We start from the raw sequence: 21969 nt of genomic DNA on the forward strand, positions 1-21969 counted from the left end.
ATGCGAGAGCCGGACGCATAAAGCGCCGGACCATTCTGGGAATCATCTTTCATTCCGCCTCGATCCGGACTGGTATCCCTTTCGCTGCCGGCGTCTTGGAAAGGATGTCGTGATGGCTAAGCGGGACAAGAGGATTGAGCTCCGGAAAGTATCCGGCAAGGCAGCCGCGCGGAAGATCGTACGGGGTTACGGACAGCTGGTTGACCTCCCGGCGGAAATTCTCCTCGCAATCGGTAACCAGTGTAATCCGCTGCCCATCTCCCAGCCCTGCCGACCGCATGTCCTCAGGATTCATCAGCACAATCATGCGGCTGCCCTTCAGCCCGCGAAGCCGGTCGGAATGGCCGTAGATCGTGGTATTGAACTGGTCGTTGGAGCGCAGGGTCAGCAATGTATATCTGCCAGCCCGGTCCTCCAGACCGTTGGCGTTCAGGACGGTGGGCACGGTGAATTCGGCCTTGCCGCTCTGGGTTTTCCAGATCCGATCGTGGGCCGGATTTCCGCGATAGAAGCCGCCCGCCTCGTTCATCCGGGCGTTCATCTGGCGAAACTGGTCAGGATAGGTGCGCTCGATAAGGCTGCGCACTATTGCGTAGTCGCCGGTCCATTCATCCCAGCGCCAAAGCGGGTTGGCGGACAAAGTGGCTTTCGCGATCCCGGCAACGATTGCAAGTTCGGACTTCAGATGGGGGCTGGCAGGTTCGCGCCTTCCCATCGAAGCATAGATGTGACTGAAGCTGTCCTCGATCGTCACGGTCTGGGCGCCGCTCTGCTGAAGATCCTCTTCGGCGCGCACCAGACAAGGCAGCAGATAGGCCTCATTGCCGGGAAGGAGATGCGTGCGGTTGAGACGCGTGGCGACATGCGCGGTCAGTTCGAGCTTGCGCCAGGCAGGGTGTATGCGTGACTGGTCTGGCACGGCGCGGGCAAGATTGCCCCCAAGAGCCACGAAGCCCCTGGCGCGGCCATCGAGCAGCGCCTCGAGGAATTCTACAGTCGTGTGTCCTTTTTCAAGCGGGGGCTCAAATCCGAAGATTTCCCGCAGCTTGTCCATGGGAACCAGTTCCGGCTTTTCCGAGATGCCCACAGTGCGCTGGCCCTGGACGTTCGAATGACCACGGATCGGTTGGCAGCCAGCTCCCTTTCGGCCGATATTTCCCCGCAGCAAGAGAAGGTTGACCAGCATGCCGATCGCCTGCGAGCCATGAACTTGCTGTGTCAGGCCCATGCCGTAAATGCCGATGACCCGTTCCGCTTCCGCATAAACGTCTCCGGCCAGTTCGAGCTCTGCGCGCGTCACGCCGGCATGCTGCTCGATCTCGCCCCAGCTGGTCGCGAGGACACTGGCGCGAAACTCTTCCAGGCCATGGCAGTTCGCCGCCAGGAACGACGCATCCAGGATATCGCCACTTTCTTGATCGAGCTGCAGCACCCGCTTGCACACGCCCATGAGCGCAGCGATATCGCCGCCAGGTCGGACCTGGATGTATTGGTGAGCGATCCTGGTCGACTTCCCGACCGTCATTTGCCAGGGATTCTGCGGATCAGCGAACTCGATCAAGCCCCGCTCGCGCAGGGGATTGAAAGCTATGATCTTGCAGCCCCGCTCGACGGCATCCTTGAGAGGATGGAGAATACGGGGGCTGTTGGTACCTGGGTTCTGACCGAGGTAGAAGATTGCATCGCAGTGGGCGAGGTCTTCGAACGTGCATGTCCCGACCGGTGAGCCGATCACCTTTTTCAGTCCCACCGAGGTCGTCTCGTGGCACATGTTGGAACTGTCAGGCAGATTGTTGTGCCCGTACATCCGGGCAAATAGGGCATAGAGATAGGACGGCTCAAGCGCCGCTTTGCCGGAGGCGTAGAACGTGACGGATTTCGGATCGAGGTTTCTCAGGTTCTCGCCGATGGCGGCGAAGGCCTCGTCCCAGCCGACCGGCACATAACGGTCGGACGAAGCGTCATATCGCAGCGGTTCGGTAAGCCGCCCTGCCCGTTCCAGTTCGTGGTCATCCCAGCTGGAAAGCTCGGACACGCTATGCCGGGCGAAGAACTCCGGCGTGCAACGTTCGGAAGTAAGATCCCAGATCGTGGCTTTCGCGCCGTTCTCGCAAAACTCTGCGACATGAGGATTGGGAGGTTTCGCCCATGCGCATGAGCTGCACATGTAACCGCCCGGCTTATTTTGCTCTGCAAGCGTCTGGACGGCCGAGGGCATTGCCTTGCTGGCGGCCTCGACATGCGCGATGCCGCTGAGCGAGCCCCAACCGCCAGTGGCGTGGTCGTAGTTGCGAGGTTTTGCGAGATCGTCCATTTTCACGGCTTCCGGACCGACGGTTCGTGTAGCGGGCATGGATTCACCCCATGCCCGAAAGCGCGCCGAGTGATTGAACGCAAGGCGGCGCTTAGTGATTATGCGTGGCCGGCGGCTCCGGCGCGAGGCTCGCCCATCTGATCGTCGCCTTTTCGCGGCCCCGGTAATTCACACGCGGCCAAGCCTGCATCACTTCCAACGGGGCGCACGCCAACGCACATTCCTTGTCTGGTATAGCTAGGCGCAAGCCGCTCGATTTCGGGATGTGCCCTGTCCCGAATCGGGGGGTAGGCAGTTCGCGAAGCCGTCATGACACGTCACCTGATGGTTGTTCCTTTTCCCGATGCAAAACGGCTAGGAGGCATTCCGCGTTCCCATGCACCGGCCAAATCTTGGCGATGCGAAGGCGGGGTTTTGTCTGCTGCACGATTTGATTCGCAAAGTGGTCCCAGTCGTCTTGAACATGCGTCGGGCTGGCTGACTGGGCGTTCGGGATATGGCCCGTTCGGGTAGCTGCAAGGTGAGCGGCGAAATGGTGAGCAGTGCACGGGAGAGACGCATGGATATTTGCACGTTAAGATTCCCCGGAGCCGAGGACGAAGGCGCCCTGTCCATGGATCACGAGGAGCTTTCGGAGTTCCAGGCGGCCGACGTGGCCGCCGCGCTTGTCATTGCCGATGAGAAGGCCTCTCGCAGGAGCGCGGAACTATGACACGAGGCCGGGCGACTTTGTACGATCCATCGCTTGCCCGGGACGGCGATCTCGATGCCTTTCCCACGCACATGATCTGCCGCCGTACCGCGGCTGATATCCGTCACCGGTGAAGCCGCGCGCCGAATTCTCGGGGGCGACCACGCAGCTGCGCTCAGTCTGGGGGCGCGGACAATAGAAAACCGAGGATCGCCAGATAGATGGATGCCCCGGGTTCCGACGATTTCGAGCGCGGCGCGGTCGGCCTCTTTCATATGTGGCGTGTCGTTTCGACGAATAGCCGGCAGCCGCGGCTCCGACTGTTCTTCGAACCACCAGTACCAGGCGGCGAACAGTAATATTTGCGCAGTTACATGAGGAACCGACGCCGCCCGGACTCGTTCATCCCGCACAGGCAGGGAGGGTCAACTGGCACAGATATTCCCCCCGGCAGCCGACACCTGGTTGCGGATTGGCGCAATGATGACCTGTCTTGCTGCAGCCGTGTTGGCGATTGCCGGCTGGGCGCGTGTCCGTTCGCCTTATGAAACCGAGCAGGGCTGGGTCCAGCACCAGCCCGTCCCCTTCAGTCACAAGCACCATGTGGCCGATATCGGCCTCGATTGCCGCTATTGCCACGCCGGCGTGGAGACGAGCGCCGAGGCGGGCCTGCCCGCTACCCAAGTCTGCATGACCTGTCACTCGCAGCTGTGGACCGGTGCCGACGTGCTTGCACCCGTCCGGCAGAGCCTCGCGTCGGGACAGCCGCTCGTCTGGCACCGGGTGTCTCAGCTCCCGGACTATGTCTATTTCAATCATTCGATCCACGTTGCCCGCGGCGTTGCTTGTGCGGAATGTCATGGCCGGATTGACAAGATGGCGCTCACCTTTCGCGCCCGGCCATTCGAGATGCAGTTCTGCATCGATTGTCACCGCGATCCCGCGCCCCATCTGGGACCTCCCGATCGCGTTACCCGGATGACGCCGCTCGGCTGGTCGGAGGCCGACAAGCGTCGTTATGGCGAACGCGTGATGGCCGCCCATCGCATCGATCCCAAGACCCTTGTCAATTGCGGGATTTGTCACCGATGACCGGCGAGCCGCCTCTCGAGACGGCGCTCTCGGCACTGCGCAGCGCGCGCGGCCGCGCGTTCTGGCGCGGGCTTGACGATCTGATCGAGCGTGCCGACGTGCGGGAACGCCTTGCCCGGGAATTTCCGGCGCTTGGCGGCGCGGCGAGCGACTGGCGGCGCCGCGACGTCCTGAAATGCCTTGGCGGAGCGCTGGCGCTCGCCGGCCTCGATGGATGCGAGCGATCTCCCGACGAAGATGCGCTGCCCTATGTGGTGCAGCCCGAGGGGGAAGTGCCCGGTATCGCACGCTATTACGCAACGGCGGTGGAACTGGACGGCATCGCGCAGCCGGTGACGGGAAAGACGCGGATGGCGCGGCCGATCAAACTGGAGGGCAATCTCCATCATCCGGCAAGCGGGGGGGCAACCGATGCCTTTACCCAGGCGACTCTCCTGGGGCTCTATGATCCCGAGAGGTCGAAAGCGCCCGCGTTCCAAGGCAGCGAGACCGACTGGACGCATGTGGATGCCGCAATCAGCAGTCTGCGCGCTAGCCTCGATAAAAGCGGCGGCGCGGGCTTTCGCCTCCTGACCGGGCCGATCGGCTCGCCCACTCTGCAGCGCCAGATCGGCGAGATCATGTCTCGCTGGCCGCGGGCCCGCTGGCACGAATGGTCCCCTCTCCCGCGCCGCGCGCAAGGCCTGCCTCTCGATAGCGCGCATGTCGTCGTCGCGCTGGACGACGACGTCATCGGACCCGGCCCTTTCCAGACCTGTCATGCCAGGCGCTGGGCCGAGCGGCGGCGCGCATATCAGGCCGGACAAGGCAGCGCGCTGATGTTCGTTGCCGAGCCAAGCCCGACGATCACCGGAATCACGGCAACGGACCGTTTGCCGGTGCGGCAGGACCGGATCGCAGTCCTGATCTCTGCGCTGGAGGCCGCGCTTGACGAACGGCCAGCGCCGGCGGTTCTCAACACACGCGAAGCGGGATGGATAAAAACCGTTGCCGAGGCGCTCAATCTGCATCGCGGTCAGGGGGTGATCGCGCTTGGCGCGCATTATTCCGTCGATCTTCACGACGCCATACGGCGGATCGCGGCCCGGCTCGGCAATCCACAGCCCGACCTTCCCCCCGATCGGGAGGACCTTTCCGCGCTTGTCGCCGATATGAGCCAGGGCGCAGTGACGGCGTTGTTCGTGCTGGATGCCAATCCCGTCTACGCGAACCCAAGTTTTGCGCCAGCAATGAAAAAGGTGCGCTTGCGCATCCATGCCGGTCTCCACGCTGACGAGACCGCCGCCCATGCCGACTGGCACTTGCCGCTTGCCCATGCGCTCGAAAGCTGGAGCGATGGACGCTGCGCGGATGGATCGGCGGTGATTACCCAGCCGCTGGTCCGCCCTTGGCTCGCCGTTCGGTCGCGCCATGCCCTGCTGGGCGATCTCTTGGGCGACGGGCGGAACGACCGCGAGATCGTGCGCCGAACCTGGAAACTGGACAATGAGCGTTGGCGCCAGACCCTGCTTCAGGGCTGGATCGCAGCCCCGCCTCCCGCAGCGGCCGCCTCAGTCCACCCGATCACAAAGGGCCCGGCGGTGCCCGCGTCAAGAGACGAGGGCCTGACCGTGATCGTCCGTCCGGATCCCTGTGTCTGGGACGGCCAGTTCGCCTCCAACCCCTGGCTCCAGGAGCTTCCCAAGCCGCTGACGAAGATCGCCTGGGGCAGTGCCATCCATGTAAGCCCGGCTCTCGCCCAATCGCTGGACCTCAAGAACGAGGATGTCGTGCGCCTGTGGGTTGGCGATCGCAGCGTAGAAGGGCCTGTCTGGATCCTGCCCGGCCAGCAGCGCGACACCATATTGGTGCATCTTGGGCACGGCCGGACGCATGGCGGCCGCGTTGCCCAAGGTATCGGGTTCAATGCCTGGCCGTTGGTCGGTGCGACGGGTGAGGTCCGGCTCGAAAAGACCGGACGGAGCGAACAGGTCGCCTCCACCCAGCACCATTTCGCGATGGAGGACGACGAGTTTGTCCGGTTTGTCGATGCCGCCGGCGACAAGCTGCCGCAGGAGCCGCCGCGTTTCAGTTTCTTTCCGCCCCAAAAATCGAGCCCCGCCTGGGGCATGGTGATCGATCTTGATCTCTGCATCGGTTGCAACGCGTGCGTGATCGCCTGCGTTGCCGAAAACAATATCCCGATGGTCGGCAAGGAGCAGGTTGCGAAGGGCCGGGAAATGCACTGGATCCGGGTAGACCGGTACTATCAGGGTTCGCCGGAGGATCCGGAACACGTGTTCCAGCCGGTGCCCTGCATGCACTGCGAGGATGCGCCCTGCGAAATGGGGTGCCCGGTCAACGCGACGGTTCATAGCCCGGAGGGCCTCAACCTTCAGGTCTACAACCGTTGCATCGGTACGCGCACGTGTTCGGCCTATTGCCCGTACAAGGTTCGGCGGTTCAACTGGTTCGACCTGACCGGCGGCGATCCACCCGAACTTCGCGCCGTGCGCAACCCCGAAGTCACCGTGCGCGGGCGCGGGGTGATGGAAAAGTGCACCTATTGCATCCAGCGGATCAGCGCGGCCCGGATCGAGGCGAAGAAAGAGGACAGGCCGATCGCCGATGGCGAAGTGGTCACCGCCTGCCAGGCGGCCTGTCCCACACAGGCGATTGTCTTTGGAGACGTATCACGCGCCGAGAGTGCGGTCTCCAAGCGCAAGGCCAATGGCCGCGATTACGAACTGCTTCGCGAGGCCAATACCCGCCCGCGCACGACCTATCAGGCGCGGATTCGGCGCGGGGATACGGCATGACCGATCCCGCGCAGCAACAGGCCGCCGCGCAGCGGATCGCCGCGATCCCGACCCGTTTTCCCGCCCCGATGGGCTGGTGGGTGATGTTCCTGTTCGCACTTTGCCTGCTCGCCCTTTTCTTCGTGTCCGTCGGGGTATTGTTTTCCCGGGGGCCCGGCATCTGGGGCAACAATATTCCGGTCGGCTGGGGTTTTCCCATTTCCAACTACATCTGGTGGCTGGGTATCGGTCACGCCGGAACGCTGATTTCCGCAATGCTGCTATTGGTGGGCCAACAATGGCGCAATTCGCTCAACCGCTTTGCCGAGGCGATGACGCTGTTCGCGGTGATGTGCGCGGGTCTTTACCCGATCCTGCACCTTGGCCGCCCCTGGCGGTTCTACTGGATGGCCCCCTACCCCAGCACCATGGGCATATGGCCGCAGTTCAGGAGCCCGCTGACATGGGATTTCTTCGCGGTCCTGACCTATCTCATCGTGTCGGTGCTGTTCTGGTATATCGGGATCGTGCCCGACCTTGCCGCTGCCCGCGACCGGGCCGAGAAGCGACGTTGGCAGATCTTCTTCGGCCTCGGCGCGCTGGGTTGGCGCGGTTCGGCCGCGCATTGGCACCGCTGGCAGCAAAGCTATCGCCTGACGGCGGCCATAGCTGTGCCGCTCGTCGTCTCGGTCCACTCGGAAATCTCGCTGCTGATGGCGGCAGGACCGGTGCCGGGATGGGTCTCGACCGTGTTCCCGCCCTACTTCGTGCTCGGCGCGGCATTTTCCGGTTTCGCGGTCGTCTCGATGCTGACCGTCTGGCTGCGGGCGATGTTGAAACTCGGCGCCCTCGTTACGCCGCGCCATCTGAACATGCTGGGTATCCTGCTGCTCGCGACCGGCCTGATGACGGCCTATGGCTACCTTGCCGAGGTCTTCACCGCCGCCTGGGCGGGCGGGCGTGAAGCGGAAACCATGTGGGACCGTTTCGTCGGCCCCTATGCCTGGAGTTATTGGGGCGCAGTCGTCTTCAATTTCGTGCCGGTGCAAGCATTGTGGTGGGCGCGCGTCCGCACCTCTCCAATCGCGCTCTTTCTGATCGGCCTCAGCGTCGCCGTCGGCATGTGGCTGGAGCGCTATATGCTGCTGGTTTCCTCGCTCTACCGCGACTGGCTGGAAAGCTCCGAAGGGTTGTTCCGGCCGACTTTCTGGGACTGGAGTCTCTATGCGGGAACGCTGGGGCTGTTCCTCACCTGCTTCCTGCTGTTTATCCGCTTCCTGCCGGTGATCTCCGCGTTCGAGGTGCGTGAGGAAGCGCAGGAGGCTCTCGATGGCTGAGCTCTATGCTCTCATGGCCGAGTTCGAGAGCCCGGGCCGCCTGCTCGATGCAGCGCGCCGGCTCCGTTCCCAGGGCTGGAACCGGTTGGAAGCCTTCACGCCCTTCCCGGTAGAGGGACTGGATCGGCTGCTCGGCTACACCGACAATGCCGTTGCACGCGCGATGATGATCGGCGGCGCGGTGGGCGCGCTCGCGGCTTTCCTGATGCAGGCCGGGATCAACCTGGCCTACCCGCTCTGGATCGGCGGGCGGCCGCTGATCGCGGTTCCCGCCTTCATGCTGATCTGTTTCGAGATGCTGGTGCTGGGCGCCGTCCTCTCGGGGATCGCGACGATGTTCATTGCCAACCGGTTGCCCCGCCTCAACCATCCGGTGTTTGCCGCGGACCGCTTCGACCTTTCCGCCGAGCGGTTCTTCCTGGCGATCCTGCCGGACGCAGGGTTTGATCGCAACGCTGCCGGCAAGGCTTTGGCCGAACTCACACCGCGGGCCATTATCGAGGTGCCGCTATGAAAGCGTCGTGCCTCATGTCTCTGATGGTCCTCCTGCCGCTGCTGTGCGGGTGTCACCAGAACATGGAGCAGCAGTCCCGCTACGATGATTTCGAGCGCTCGCCGCTGGGTGCCAATGGCAGCGCCATGCAAGCACCGCCCGACGGCACGGTGGCGCAGGATACGGCTGCCACCATCCTTCAGGAACAGCGCCCCCCGCTGACGCCGGCCCTCATCGCGCGTGGCCGCGAGCGTTACGGGATCTACTGTTCGATGTGTCATGGGATTGACGGACGAGGCGACGGAATCGTCCCCGCGCGAGGCTTTCCCCGGCCGCCGAGCTATCTCGAGCCCCGTCTGATCGCGGCTTCTCCTGCGCATTTCTACACGGTCATCACCGACGGCTACGGCGTGATGTACGGCTATGCGGACCGGGTACCGCCGCGCGATCGGTGGGCAATCGCTGCCTATGTTCGCGCGCTCCAGACAGCGGGCGGCGCCCATGGGCATTAGACTGTCCCGGGCCGATCTGTGGACGCTCGCCATCGCTGCGCTCTGCGCGGCGGCCGCGCTCGCGCTCATATGGTTCGATCCCGCAGCAGCGCTGACGGGGTGGCTCGGCGCGGCAACTGCCTTTGCGGGACTTCCTGCCGGGTCGCTCTGCCTGCTTGCGATGATGAAGCTGATCCCGGGCGCGTGGGGAGAGGCGCTGCGTCTCACATGCGAAGCCGGGACAATGCTCGCCCTGCCCACGTTCATAACGTTCCTGCCGGTCATGGCGGGATCAGCGTTCATCTACCCGTGGATGAGCCACCGCCCGGATACCGCGTTCCAGATTTTCTGGCTCGGCCCGTTTGCCTTTGCCCTGCGCACGGCGGTGTGGTTCGCACTGCTGTGGGGCGCGGCGCGCAGCATACGCGCGCGCCGCCGCAGCCGGGCTATCGCGGTCGCCGCTCTGATTGCCTTTCCGGTTCTGGGAAGTCTGGTCGCCGTCGACTGGCTGATGTCGCTCGATCTGAAATTCGCATCGTCGGCCTTCGGGCTCCAGATGCTGATACTCTCGCTGTGCCTTGCCTATTGCGCGCTGCTGATGTTTCGGATCGCGATTGGTAACCGGCCTTATCGAATTGGCGTGCTGGGCGCCTTGCTGCTCACTCTCCTGCTTATCTGGGCCTATATCCAGTTCCTGACCTTCTTCATTTCGTGGTCGCCCGGTTTGCCGGAAGGCGCAGAATGGTACGGCCGCCGGGCGGGAGGCTGGGCCCTGGCGGGATGGGCCTTCGCGCTGCTCGGCGGCATTCCGCTCGTCATGCTACTGTTTTCTAGAATTCGCGTGGACGCGGTCTGGCTGCTGCGTCTGAGCATTCTCGTGATCGCCGGAAAGCTCATCGAATTTGCATGGCTCGCGCTGCCCGGACGGGGCGTGATTGCGGTCGTAAGTTTCCTGTTTGCAGGCCTTGCCTTCTCCCTTCTCGCATCGGCTGCGCTGCGCCTCGCCTTGCGCCTGCGTATCGCGCGGAGGGCTCCAAAATGACCCGGCCGCTCCACGCCAAGACCCGGGTCCAGCGAGGCCGGTCACAGCATGCCGACCCAGCGAGCCACGTGCGCGAATATGAGCCGAGCGATGCGCCGCCGGTCAAAGTTGCGCTGGTCGTCGCGGTATTCATGATGCTCGTGCCCACCGCGCTTGGCGCGGCGGGGCTCGTCGCCAGCGTCTGGCAAGGCCGTGGGCCCACCCCTTCCGTAGCGGGCCGCACCCAGGTTCAGCCCCCGCCGCCGCATCTGCTGGCCGACCCGCCGGCCGAACGCGAACGGATCGAACAGGCCGCCGCTCAGCGCCTGCAACAAGGGTCCGAGACGATCGACAAGGCAATGGCCGATGTCGCCCGGCGTGGCTGGAACGATGAGGGCGCGCCGCCGGCGCAGCAGGCCGCCCGCGGTCACGAGAAGATGCCGCAATGAGGCGCGCCCTTTGCATGGTTCTGGCCCTGCTTTTTGCAGCGCCGGCCGCAGCCGGACCTGCCGGCGAGCCGGGTTTCGACCCGTTTGGCATGGCCCGGATCGATGAGCGGGCGGGCGCGGTAGTCCCCATGGACGCGCAGTTCAAGAATGCCGATGGAAAGATTACCAATCTGCGAGAACTGGGTAACGGCAAACCCGTCCTGCTGATCCCGGTTCTGCACAATTGCCCGAATATTTGCGGCGTGACGCTCGCCGGAGTGGCCGATGCGATCGCCGGACAGCCGCTTCGCCCCGGCCGCGACTTCGCGCTTGTGGCCTTCGGCATCGATCCGAGGGAAACCCCAAAGGATGCGGCCACCAACCTCTCCAGGCTCAACGACCGGCTTGGTGCCATCAAAATTGGTCCTGTCTTCGCTTTGACGGGAACGGACAGCGCCATTCACGCCGTCACAGGCGCGCTGGGGTATCGTTATGCCTGGGAACAGCGCATCGGCCAATACGCACACGTTGCGGCGACCGCGGTCCTGACGCCGCAAGGGCGCCTTTCGGGCTGGCTCTACGGACTGGCACCCCGCCCTGCCGATGTGCAGCAGGCAATCGTGGACGCACGGCAGGACAAGGAAGCGCAATGGGGTGACAGGCTGCTCCTGCTTTGCTTCCACTACGACCCGGTAACCGGGCGCTACACCGCTTCGATCGAGAAGATCCTGCGGCTCGCAGCCGCCATGACCGTGATCGCCATAGGCACGCTGATATGGCGCCTGCGCAGAGCTTCGGCGTGAGCACGGGCATTGACCTTTGGCCGCCGCAGGCCTCCCACCATGCCGAGCAGGTCGATCTGCTGATCGGCAGCTTCGGCGCGATGGTGTGGCTGCTCACCTTGCCCGTCTTCGTCCTGATGACGTGGTTCACCATCCGCTACCGGCGCAGCCATCAGGTCAACCGCCAGCACGCGCCCGAGCACAACCTGTGGGTCGAGCTTGGCTGGTCGGTTATTCCCTTCCTCCTGACGCTGGGCTTCTACGTCTGGGCAACCATGCTTTTCTTCGACCTCCATCGCCCGCCTCCCGACGCCATGACAATCCATGTCGTCGCCAAGCAATGGATGTGGAAATACCAGCATGCCGAAGGTGCACGCGAGATCAACGATCTGCATGTGCCGGCCGGAAAGCCGGTTGAACTGGTCATGACCTCCGAAGACGTGATCCACAGTTTCTTCGTACCGGCGCTGCGCATCAAGCAGGATCTGGTGCCGGGCCGCTACACTTCGCTCTGGTTCAACGCGAGCAGGCCCGGTCGCTACGCGCTTCGCTGCGCGGAATTCTGCGGTACCGATCACAGCGTCATGGGTGGCAATCTGATCGTGCTGCAGCCCCAGGACTATGCGGCGTGGCTCTCGCGAAGCGCAGATGGCGGGCTGGATGGCACGCTCGCCGAATCCGGGGCAACGCTATTTCGCCAAATGGGATGCAGTGGATGTCACGCAGCCGCATCCCCCGTCAGGGCGCCCGCTCTGGGAGGCATTTTCAGGCGGCCGGTGGCGCTTTCCGATGGCAGGACAGTCATCGCCGACGAACAGTACCTGAGCGACGCGATCCTGCTGCCCAACAAGGAGATCGCAGCGGGTTACCCACCGATCATGCCGACATACGGCAATGTGCTCACCGCCGAACAGGTGAACGCTCTCGTTGCCTACCTCAAGTCAACCCACGCCGCGCAGGACAGCAAATGACCGAACCGCGCTTCGAACATCCCCCGGAGGAAGCGGCCATCAGCTATCTGGCCGACGGCCACAGCCTGCGATCCTGGTTCCTGACCACGGACCACAAGCGGATTGCTCTCCTCTATCTGGTTTCGATCACGTTCTTCTTCCTGATCGGTGCCAGCGCGGCGGCCCTGATCCGGCTCGATCTCCTGACGCCGCAAGCCGATCTTCTGACCAACGAAGGCTACAACCGGGCGTTTTCGATCCATGGGATCGTCATGGTCTGGTTCTTCCTGATCCCCGCCATCCCCAATGTGCTCGGCAATTTCCTGGTACCGATCATGATCGGCGCACGGGACCTGGCATTCCCGCGGCTCAATCTGCTCAGCTGGTACATCTACATTTTCTCGGGCCTCCTGACCCTTTACGTCGTGGTCAGCGGCGGCGTCGATACCGGCTGGACGTTCTACACGCCGCTCTCGTCCGCCTATGCCAATGGCGCAGTAGTCGCGACCATCGTCGCCGTTTTCATCAGCGGCTTTTCAACAATCCTCACCGGCATCAACTTCATCGTGACCATCCACAAACTGCGCGCGCCGGGCATGACGTGGGGACGCCTGCCGCTGTTCATCTGGTCTCATTACGCAGCCTCGATCATCTTCGTGCTGGCGACGCCGGTACTGGCCGTGACTTTGCTGCTTGTCGCGGCCGAGCGGCTCATCGGCATCGGCGTGTTCGATCCCAGGCTCGGCGGCGATCCCCTGCTGTTCCAGCACCTGTTCTGGTTTTACAGCCATCCCGCCGTTTACATCATGATCCTGCCGGCCTTGGGGGTAATAAGCGAGCTCATCACCGCGGCGGCACACAAGCGCATTTTCGGCTACTGGTTCGTCGCCATCGCATCGATCGCGATTGCCGTCATCGGTTTCATGGTATGGGGCCACCACATGTTCGTCTCGGGCCAGTCGGTCTATGCGAGCGCGGTCTTTTCATTCCTGTCGATCGCTGTCGCGGTGCCAAGTGCCATCAAGGTCTACAACTGGACCGCCACGCTCTACAAAGCCGATATCGCAATCGACGCGCCCCTCCTTTTTGCGCTGAGCTTCATCGGCCTGTTCGTGGCGGGCGGCCTTACCGGTCTCATGTTGGCGATGCTGGCAATCGACGTCCATGTGACGGACACTTATTTCGTCGTCGCCCATTTTCACTACATCATGGTCGGCGGCAGCGTGACGGCCTTTTTCGGCGGGCTGCATTTCTGGTGGCCCAAGATCACCGGCCGACTGTACAACGAAACGCTCGGACGGATTGCGGCAGTCCTGATCCTGGTCGGCTTCAATGTCACCTTCTTCCCACAGTTCCTGCTAGGTTACGAGGGCATGCCGCGCCGATACCATGTCTATCCGCCGGAGTTTCAGGTCCTGCACGTCATTTCCTCGATGGGCGCGGCGCTGCTGGCCGTCGGTTACGCCTTGCCCGCGATTTACCTGATCGCGTCCCTGCTTCCGGGCGGGCGCCGCGCGCCGGCCAATCCATGGGGCGCCACCGGTCTGGAATGGACGACAAGTTCGCCTCCGCCCAAGGACAATTTCACCGAGCAACCGGTCGTGGCCCGCCAGCCCTATGACTATCCGCTCGCGCATCCGGCAAGCCGGGACGATGGCTGAAAGCCCCCCCCAGAGCCCCTCACGGCAAGGTCCATTCCGGAAAGGAGGACAGGAGCGCGAAGCCGAGCGGCTAGGAATGCTGGTTTTCCTCGCCAGCGAGGTGATGCTGTTCGGAGGAGTCTTCGCCGCCGCGCTGGCGCTCCGCCTTGAATATGCCTCTGCCTATAAAGCGTCGGCGCATCACCTCAACTTGTGGCTTGGCACCGCCAATACGGCAGTATTGCTGACCTCGAGCCTGATGGCTGCAATTGCAGTACAGGCGGCGCGGGATGGCAAGCCTGCATGGACAGCGCGGGCTCTTTGGGCCGCGGTACTGCTGGGCTGTGTCTTCCTGGTAATCAAGGGTGCCGAATATGCCGGCGAACTTCGCGAAGGTTTGATGCCGGGCACGGCGCGGGCGCATTTCGACGGGCCCACCCAGCACCTTTTCATGAACCTCTATTTCATCGGCACGGGCCTCCATGCAGTACATGTCACGATCGGCCTGGGTCTGTTGGTAGCGGCAGCACTGAACAGGCAGGCGCAGCACGATCAACACGCGGTGCTCATCGGCAATGTCGCGCTCTATTGGCATCTCGTCGATGTCGTGTGGGTCTTCCTCTATCCCACGCTCTATCTGGCCGGTGCGCGATGAACGCGGTGCTTCGCCTGGTGCTGGTCTGGGCCGCCTTGATGGTGTTGCTGGCGATCACTCTGGGCGCGGCATTCCTGCCGCTTGGTGCGGCAAGGCCCTGGATCGCTTATGGAATCGCAACCGCCAAGGCCGCACTCATCCTGTGGTTCTTCATGGAGCTGCGGCGGGAGGGTGGTCTGGTCCGACTGGCGGCGATCGCGGGCTTCGTCTGGCTGGCGATCCTCTTCACACTGACGGCGGCGGACTACCTCACCCGGTTCTGGACAGGTTGATCCTGCCCTCGCGCGAAGCGCTTCGAATAGTCTGCTATCGGGTCGCCGGTGCCACTCGCCAGACGGTGTTGGAAAGATCATCGGCGACCAACAGCGCATGGCTGACCGAATCGTATGCCACGCCGACAGGCCGGCCCCGGGCATGGCCATCCTTTATGAACCCGGTCAAGAAATCCTGAGGTTCTCCCGATGGCCGTCCGCCCGCAAAGGGAATCCAGACAACCTTGTAGCCGGCCAGATCCTGACGGTTCCAGCTGCCATGCTCGCCGACGAACGCGCCCTCTGCATATGGGCCGCCAAATCCGCCCTTCGCCACAAATGTCAGGCCCAATGTCGCGACATGCGAGCCGAGCGCATAATCAGGGCGTATTGCCTTGCTGACGAGATCGGGTCGTTGGGGATAGACGCGCGGATCGACGTTCTGTCCCCAATAGCTGTAGGGCCAACCATAGAAAGCCCCGTCGCGCACCGAAGTGAGATAATCGGGCACGAGTTGCGGTCCCAGTTCATCGCGCTCGTTGGCCACGGCCCAGAGCTGCGAACTGGCAGGGTTGATCGCAAGCGCTGTGGGATTGCGCACGCCTTGCGCATAAGTCCGATGGGCTCCGGTCTGGCGATCGACCTCCCAAATTTCCGCGCGGTCCTGTTCAACGTTCAGGCCGCGTTCGCCGATATTGCTGTTGGATCCTATTCCCACGTAGAGTTTCGATCCATCGGCCGAGACCGTCATCGCTTTGGTCCAGTGATGGTTGATGCGCGAGGGCAACTTCACCAATTCCTGGCCCGCCCCTGCAGCGTGGGTCATGCCGTCTCGATAGGGAAACCGGATTACCGCGTCCTGGTTCGCGACATAGATATTCCCATCGACATAGGCGAGACCATAGGGAGCATTGAGCCCCGTCGCGAACTCCGTGCGCAAGTCTGGTCGGCCGTCATGGTTCGTATCGCGCAGCAGAGTTACGCGGTTACCGCCCTTCACCGATGTCTTTCCGAGGGATTTTATATAGCCTGCGATAAAATCCTTCGGCCGCGACTTGGGCGCATTGGCACCTCCCATCCCCTCTGCCACCAGAACATCGCCATTGGGGAGCACCAGGATCTGACGGGGAACCTTCAGATCCGTCGCGAATGCCGTCACCGTAAAGCCGGCGGGTGCCTGCGGCGCTTCACGTCCCCACCCTGCCGGTGTCGCGATGTTCATCGGCGGCAGGAGCGTTTGGCGCTGTTTTGGCAGATCGGGCTGGGAACCTGTCTGGTCGAGATTGGATTCGCTCCTCCCGCAGGATGCGAGAACGAGCAAGAGTGCTGTCGTGCAGAAGGCAAAACCGTGAAGATTCATGGAGCCGTCTCCATCGTCTCGATCCGCACACCCGAATAGGCGTTCCATCCTGCCGCCAGCGCAAGAACGGCGCTGATCACGGAAAGCACGAGGCCGAACGTTCCTACAGACGCCCATCCGTCATGGCTGTGCTGGAATGCGTTGATGAGGCCCGCTAGCCAGGCGAGAGCGAGCAGTAGCGCGTGAAAACGATAGCCCCTTCGATGCTGAGGCGGCCCCTTCCTCAACGCGGCAATGAGGGCCCAGAGTAATGCAAAGGCGCCGATCATCAGGGCCGCGGTTATCAGCCACGCGGAAAAGTTGCTCCACTGCATGTCTGCCGTCTCGAGATAGGCAATGTCGGTGAGCAAAGCGGTAGGAAGGAGGGCCACCGGAAATGCCAGCAAGACCGCCTGGAGCGGATGAAGTGCCATGCGCGTCTGGCGCATGTTCCGGCCAAATGACTGGGGATTGGGCAAATTGGCTCTCCCGTTCGGAGACGAAGTCTTGGTATTCCCAATGCCCGGCCCATCATTTTGTTTCTTGTCTTGCCGAATTCCAGCGAAGATCGGGATATGCGTTGTTTGGCATTACCGTGCGGCGGAAGATCGATAATGGGAGATCCGCCCTTGTCGGACTTTCCATGTTGCCTTGGCAAACGTCGCCCAAGCTCTATCAATTCGGGCTCGAGCGCTTCAAAATCATTCGCCGTCAGCAAGAAGACCGCAAAGCTTCTCAAGCCCATGAAGGTGAACAACGCCCGCGAGGATCAACTCCGAGGCAACCCATGTGGGTCGAAAACTTCCCCGAGAGGCGATGCCTGATCCCCGTCAACGCATGGGCGGAAGCTGAGGGCGAAGAGCGCAAAATGCCCAGGACCTGGTATTCGCTCCCCGGCCACGACCAGTTTGTCGTCGCGTGATCGATACTGCTGCGGTTCTGAAGGTGATGGACGATCCGACGCCATTCAAGGGACGGGAATTTGGCCGGATCGTCAGGTTGATGGATGCCGAGAAGTGGGCGCGAGAGATCAGGGACTCGTAGTTGGAGCCGTGGGTGCCGCCCTCGTCCGAAGAACATCCCAGCGTGCGTACTGATCCCGTTTTTCCGGGGCCGGATCCCGATAATCGCTCAGCCAGTATCTGAACCAGTCGATGTCGCGATCGTAAATCGCGAGTCTGTGTGCGGGCTGCCACTTGTTGTGGTACTCGTCATTGAACACGAACACCTCGAGCGGCTTGCCGGCTTCGACCAAAGCCCCCATCGCCGGCAATCCGAGCGAAGCTTCTCGATCGGCCAGTTGCATGAGGATCGGCGTGTCGATCTGTCTCGCGTTGATCGAAATCGAAATCGGTTTCCAGTAGTCGCGGTTGTTGTCGACTGACGGCGGGATGCCGCCGCGCCGGTTTTCCTCACCCCAGGCAAAACCTCCCAGAACCGTTTGCGTCAGAAGATCGTCGCAGCACGAACTCATGGCGGCCGCCTTGAAGCGCCGCGAATTCACCAGCGCGAATTCCACGGTTGAGGCACCGTCGCTCAGCCCACTGATCCCGATGCGTTCGGGATCGATGGTGCCGGTCGCGATAGCCGCATCGATGCCGTTCTCCAGCGCGGAAAGAATGCTCCCACGGTCCGCCCAGTTTCGCCGGCTTACTGCGCGGTTCTGCTCCCAAGTCTTCACCGTAGGATCGCTGTTGGCGACATCTGGCGGACGCTCGAAACTGAGCACGGCCAGGCCCTTCGCCGCCATGGGATAAATGGGATAATCGTCCCCGACCCCGCCGCGTAGAAATCCGTCACTATGATACTGTACGATAACGAGCGGCAGCTTGTTCTTTCCATTGTAGTCGGGCGGCAGCGCGAGATCGCCCCAGGCCGGTAGCCCCGCACTGGTAGTAAACTTGAGGCGGGTGACCTTGCCCAGCCGGAATGCGGCGAACTCCGGATTGGGATCGAAGATGAGGCGGCTCCGCCCCGACGCAAGGTTTACCCCTACGATGCGCCGGGGCGTGGTGGCGTTCTCGCGGCCACAAATGAGTTCTTCGCCTCCAAAGATGCAGGCTGTGAGGGCATCGGTTGTTCTGAGGATGGTGGTCAACCGCCCGGTCCTGGGGGACCAACGGTGGAGGACGTATTCCTCCTTGTTCCATCCTTCGTGGCCGAGGAAAACGACCGACTTTCCGCCTTTTTCCCAGTAAAGCCGGGAAATTCTGCCCTCGCATCCGGCTCCATCGCACGGAATTTTCGGCCCGCCGGCAAATTGTGCCCATACCTTGCGCTTGGAAGCAGGATGCTCGCCGGTCCGCGCCGTCCAGGCGATGCCGCCGTTCCCGTTACTGACACTCAATTCGTACGGAGAACCAGGCGGCGGTGGCGGATTGATCGCCTTCTCTTCGTCGGTGCTTGCAGGCCTGATCGCTCCCGTAGACAAGTCTGCCACGAAGCTCTTGCGCACGAGATCCGACGCCCACGGCTGCGGCTCCCAGGATTGCATAGGGAGGATGCTCTTGTCGTAAAGCCAACCGGAAGGCGCTTCCTGCGCGACCCTCTCCTTTGCAAGCTGACGACTCGGCCGGGTGAAGTACATCAGCCGCGAACTATCGCCCGACCAGGCGAAGTCCTCGACGTTGCTGGTTTCGTGGGTAACCACCTGAGCGCCGCTGCCATCGGCATTGACGCGTATGAGTTGAACCACCCCATCGATCAACTTGCGATAGGCGATGGACTTGCCGTCGGGCGACCAGATCGGAACGATCAGTTCCGGGAACCCAGTCGTGATGTAGAGATCCCGAAAAGGCGCTGCCAATCGAGGAATTGCGCCGCCGCGGTCGACGATTCTCGGGGCCTCCTTGCCTGCGACCGACATGACGACCAAAGCCGAGCAGTACTGGTTCGATCTCGGATCACCCCGCGAAATCACAAAGGCCAGTGAGCTCCCGTCCGGCGAAAGCGCATAGGGGCTGGCTGCGTTGCCCGTGTCGTCCGGATCGCCGACGTCGCGGAAGCGGGCCAGATCCATTGTCGTGATGGACCGAGGCTTGGCGAGGCCCTCCGCAGGTACCGGGAGCAAGTCGTCACAGGCAGCAAGCGCCGGATGCGATAGCGAAATGGCACTCGCAAGCGCGAGTGCACTGGAAAGTACTCTTACCATTTCTTGGACACCGTGAGGCTTAGGACGCGACCGAAAGGCGAGTAGTTGGTGCTGTCGTACGGAGTGTCGTAGTACGACGTGATTGCGATCGAACTGGGCTTGTCATTGAAGGCATTCTGGATCGAGGCGATGAGATCGATACCGGAAAGCAGGCCCTTGGAGCGATCGAGCGAATAGCGGACGGTAAAGTCGACCGGCAACATGCCGGACACCCGAACCGAAGGCGTGGACCGGATATCGCGAACGGGGCCGATGTAATTGACCGCGCCCATCAGCGAGAGCCCATCCCTTCCCCACGACATCTCTCCTCGCCCCCGGAAATGGGGCGGATTGAACAACGTGCCGGCCAATTGCGTTACCGGTTGCTCCGCGCTCAGCTGCTGCTTGCTGTCGATGTAGCTGCCATTGAACGCTGTCCGCAGCTTCCCGCCGCCAAGCGCGAAGACGTAGCTGGCGAGGATATCGACGCCGCGAACGGTTTGCCGCCCGGCATTGACGTTCGTGTTGTCGACTATGGCAACGACGGAGCTCGGATCGTAGGCGGCTCCAGTATAGTTCGTGAAAGTCGAGCCCCTGGCGATGGCCGCCGCCTGCTCGTCCGCAGTCGGATCCAGCGTCACGTAATCGGCATAGTCCGGGTTGGAAAGCGACGTCGATGCGTAGGTGATCGGCGCGACAATCCGGTCGCGGTAGCGAATGTCGAAATAGGTGATCTGAAGGTTGGCGCCGTCGATCGCGCGTGGGTGCAGGTCAAGCGTCGCTGACCAGTTGGTCGAACGCTCGGGCTTCAGATCTGGGTTGCCCCCGGCCACATAAATTGCATTGCCGCCGGCAGTTCCACCCAGCGTAGCCGCCGTATAGAGCAAAGTCGTTGCAGGTCGGTACTGCTCATAGAGCGTAGGCGTGCGGAACGAACGCCCCCAACTGCCCTTTATCGAAACATCTTCGCTGAGCGCATAGATCACACCCAGTTTCGGAGTCACCACGGAATCGACGTCTGGATAGCGCTCGTAGCGCGCGGCGAGACTGAGATCGAGGCTATGGCCGAGCGCCGGAACTTGCCCGGCACCGAAGACCGGCACGCTCAGCTCGCCGAATGCATAATAGCTGTCCTGCGAGGCATCGATGAAGGCATTGGCCGTGGAGCCCGTCCGCCGGAATGTGGCCTTGCGATATCCGGCACCGACTGCAGCCTTGATGTCTCCGCCCGGAACCGCAATCACCTTGCCGTTGGCCGAGAGCTCAATGTTCCCGGTCGTGTTGCGATATACCCCGGAGTTGGCATCGACTTTTGTTGCGCCGTAGACGTACTCACCACCAAATTGCGAGCGATTCCAGCCATAGCTGCCGCCCAATGTCACCAGCCAGTCGGCCGGCAAAGCAAGCGTAAGCGACGGCGCGGCGCTCCACGATTCCGAAGGTCTCGAGAAGTCGGCCCTGCTGACCGAAAGATCGCCGGAAGCGTTGAGCGGGATCGTCTGTTCCCACCAGCGCCGGTTGTAGAGCGCATCGAAATCGAAAGTCAGATTGTCGAAGAGGCTCTGCCGCAGCACCAGAGAGGCATTGTGATGCCTGAGATAGGGAGACAATGTCAGTCCAGGCACGCGGTCTTCGGCGTAGGAGCGCTGGTCCGCCTCAATTGCCGTGGTGCGGGCATACTCGTAGGAAAGTACCGCGCTGCCCGACTGCCAGACTTTGCCTGCCGTTACACCGTATTGCTGCTGGATGTTGCCGCCGTCCGTCGAACCGCCGACGCGGGCACTGGTTTCAAGGCCCTCGAAGCCATGTCGGAGTACGATGTTGGCGACGCCGGCCACGGCATCCGAGCCGAAAAGCGCAGAGGCGCCGTCGGGCACAATGTCGATCCGCTCGATCGCACCGAACGGTATGGCCGAGATATCGACCGCTTGCGCTGCGCCGGCGTAGCTCATCCGGCGGCCATCAAGCAGCGTCAGGGTCGCGTCGCTCCCCAGCCCCCGCAGGTTGATCGAGCTGCCACCATCAAGATCTGCGCCGCTCGCAGATGGGACGTTGTAGCCGAGCCCAGCATTCTGGCCGCCCCCGAAGTTTTGCGGAATGCTCCGAATGACATCGGCCACCGACGATTGACCCGCGTTGCGCATATCCTCGCGCTTGTAAGTCAGTGTGGTCGAGGCAACCGGCGCCCCTCGAATGCGCGATCCCGTGACCACGATACTGCCCTCATTGTCGCCCCGGCTGGCCTTCCCGACGACAGCGCCGCTACCCGAACGACTGGCCTGCAGACCACTGCCGGCAAGAAGCGCGTCGAGCGCGTCCTCGAATGTCATGTCACCATCGAGTGCACTGGCCTCCCGGCCTGAGACGTCGGAATCGTCGACGACGACATTTCGGCCGAACAGGCGCCCGAGGTCGCGCAGCGAAATGGCTAGCGATTGCGCAGGAAAATGAACTTCGAGCCGTTTGCCGGCTACACTCTGAGCTCCGGCCGAAACCGGCGCGCAAAGCATCGTTGCGGCCGCAGCAATGCTGCAGCACGCCAGGAGTTGATAACGCACTTATGAACCTCCGTCCCTGG

19 protein-coding genes are annotated in these 21969 nt (G+C 62.6%); 14 read left to right on the plus strand and 5 right to left on the minus strand.

The window, feature by feature from the left end:
- Positions 1-49: 49 nt before the first annotated feature.
- Positions 50-2314 (minus strand): FdhF/YdeP family oxidoreductase, encoded by a 2265-nt coding sequence (locus tag ACZ1JC_RS22260; RefSeq protein WP_465138515.1) that lies wholly within the window; start codon positions 2312-2314, stop codon positions 50-52.
- A 559-nt stretch (positions 2315-2873) separates the two neighbouring features.
- Between ACZ1JC_RS22260 and ACZ1JC_RS22265 the strand changes: the two genes are divergently transcribed.
- The 13 genes from ACZ1JC_RS22265 (at position 2874) to ACZ1JC_RS22325 (ending at position 14943) form a co-directional block, all read left to right on the plus strand.
- Positions 2874-3026, plus strand: a complete 153-nt coding sequence (locus ACZ1JC_RS22265; RefSeq protein WP_465138092.1) for a hypothetical protein — start codon at positions 2874-2876, stop codon at positions 3024-3026.
- 459 nt (positions 3027-3485) lie between these two features.
- Positions 3486-4097: a cytochrome c3 family protein gene (locus tag ACZ1JC_RS22270; protein WP_465138091.1), complete on the plus strand. Its 612-nt coding sequence runs from the start codon at positions 3486-3488 to the stop codon at positions 4095-4097.
- Positions 4094-6895 carry a TAT-variant-translocated molybdopterin oxidoreductase gene (locus tag ACZ1JC_RS22275; RefSeq protein WP_465138090.1) on the plus strand — a complete coding sequence of 934 codons (2802 nt, stop codon included), beginning with the start codon at positions 4094-4096 and terminating at the stop codon, positions 6893-6895. Before ACZ1JC_RS22270 ends, ACZ1JC_RS22275 begins: the two co-directional genes overlap by 4 nt.
- Complete coding sequence (gene nrfD, locus ACZ1JC_RS22280) at positions 6892-8211, plus strand: NrfD/PsrC family molybdoenzyme membrane anchor subunit (protein WP_465138089.1); 1320 nt, start codon at positions 6892-6894, stop codon at positions 8209-8211. The genes ACZ1JC_RS22275 and nrfD overlap by 4 nt, the downstream gene beginning before the upstream one ends.
- Entirely contained in the window at positions 8204-8725 is a 522-nt protein-coding gene (locus ACZ1JC_RS22285; RefSeq protein ID WP_465138088.1) for a DUF3341 domain-containing protein, read from the plus strand. The genes nrfD and ACZ1JC_RS22285 overlap by 8 nt, the downstream gene beginning before the upstream one ends.
- A gap of 14 nt (positions 8726-8739) precedes the next feature.
- Positions 8740-9216, plus strand: a complete 477-nt coding sequence (locus tag ACZ1JC_RS22290; RefSeq protein ID WP_465138087.1) for a c-type cytochrome — start codon at positions 8740-8742, stop codon at positions 9214-9216.
- On the plus strand, positions 9173-10237 hold the full coding sequence (locus tag ACZ1JC_RS22295; RefSeq protein ID WP_465138086.1) for a hypothetical protein: 1065 nt from the start codon (positions 9173-9175) through the stop codon (positions 10235-10237). The genes ACZ1JC_RS22290 and ACZ1JC_RS22295 overlap by 44 nt, the downstream gene beginning before the upstream one ends.
- Positions 10234-10665, plus strand: coding sequence for a hypothetical protein (locus ACZ1JC_RS22300; protein WP_465138085.1), 432 nt, complete (start codon positions 10234-10236; stop codon positions 10663-10665). Before ACZ1JC_RS22295 ends, ACZ1JC_RS22300 begins: the two co-directional genes overlap by 4 nt.
- Positions 10662-11447: an SCO family protein gene (locus ACZ1JC_RS22305; RefSeq protein ID WP_465148449.1), complete on the plus strand. Its 786-nt coding sequence runs from the start codon at positions 10662-10664 to the stop codon at positions 11445-11447. Before ACZ1JC_RS22300 ends, ACZ1JC_RS22305 begins: the two co-directional genes overlap by 4 nt.
- The gene (gene coxB / locus ACZ1JC_RS22310) at positions 11420-12397 is read left to right on the plus strand and encodes a cytochrome c oxidase subunit II (RefSeq protein ID WP_465138083.1); all 978 of its coding nucleotides are present in this window, start codon (positions 11420-11422) and stop codon (positions 12395-12397) included. Before ACZ1JC_RS22305 ends, coxB begins: the two co-directional genes overlap by 28 nt.
- The gene (locus tag ACZ1JC_RS22315; RefSeq protein ID WP_465138082.1) at positions 12394-14037 is read left to right on the plus strand and encodes a cytochrome c oxidase subunit I; all 1644 of its coding nucleotides are present in this window, start codon (positions 12394-12396) and stop codon (positions 14035-14037) included. Before coxB ends, ACZ1JC_RS22315 begins: the two co-directional genes overlap by 4 nt.
- 76 nt (positions 14038-14113) lie before the next feature.
- Complete coding sequence (locus ACZ1JC_RS22320) at positions 14114-14671, plus strand: cytochrome c oxidase subunit 3 (RefSeq protein WP_465138081.1); 558 nt, start codon at positions 14114-14116, stop codon at positions 14669-14671.
- On the plus strand, positions 14668-14943 hold the full coding sequence (locus ACZ1JC_RS22325; RefSeq protein ID WP_465138080.1) for a cytochrome C oxidase subunit IV family protein: 276 nt from the start codon (positions 14668-14670) through the stop codon (positions 14941-14943). Before ACZ1JC_RS22320 ends, ACZ1JC_RS22325 begins: the two co-directional genes overlap by 4 nt.
- A 34-nt stretch (positions 14944-14977) precedes the next feature.
- Here ACZ1JC_RS22325 and ACZ1JC_RS22330 read toward each other — a convergent pair whose 3' ends face one another.
- Both ACZ1JC_RS22330 and ACZ1JC_RS22335 read right to left on the minus strand, forming a co-directional pair.
- A complete protein-coding gene (locus tag ACZ1JC_RS22330; protein WP_465138079.1) occupies positions 14978-16282 on the minus strand; it encodes a PQQ-dependent sugar dehydrogenase in 1305 nt (434 codons plus the stop codon).
- Positions 16279-16740 (minus strand): DUF2231 domain-containing protein, encoded by a 462-nt coding sequence (locus ACZ1JC_RS22335; RefSeq protein ID WP_465138078.1) that lies wholly within the window; start codon positions 16738-16740, stop codon positions 16279-16281. The genes ACZ1JC_RS22330 and ACZ1JC_RS22335 overlap by 4 nt, the downstream gene beginning before the upstream one ends.
- Before the next feature lie 101 nt (positions 16741-16841).
- Here ACZ1JC_RS22335 and ACZ1JC_RS22340 point away from each other — a divergent pair, with 101 nt between their 5' ends.
- The gene (locus ACZ1JC_RS22340; protein WP_465138077.1) at positions 16842-17183 is read left to right on the plus strand and encodes a hypothetical protein; all 342 of its coding nucleotides are present in this window, start codon (positions 16842-16844) and stop codon (positions 17181-17183) included.
- A gap of 108 nt (positions 17184-17291) precedes the next feature.
- Here the strand turns inward: ACZ1JC_RS22340 and ACZ1JC_RS22345 are convergent, their stop codons facing one another.
- Positions 17292-19280: an Atxe2 family lasso peptide isopeptidase gene (locus ACZ1JC_RS22345; RefSeq protein WP_465138076.1), complete on the minus strand. Its 1989-nt coding sequence runs from the start codon at positions 19278-19280 to the stop codon at positions 17292-17294.
- 125 nt (positions 19281-19405) lie between these two features.
- Positions 19406-21949: a TonB-dependent receptor domain-containing protein gene (locus tag ACZ1JC_RS22350; RefSeq protein ID WP_465138075.1), complete on the minus strand. Its 2544-nt coding sequence runs from the start codon at positions 21947-21949 to the stop codon at positions 19406-19408.
- Between the last annotated feature and the right edge of the window lie 20 nt (positions 21950-21969).

The sequence above is a fragment of the Sphingomonas sp. BL-S-28 genome (genome assembly GCF_055521515.1).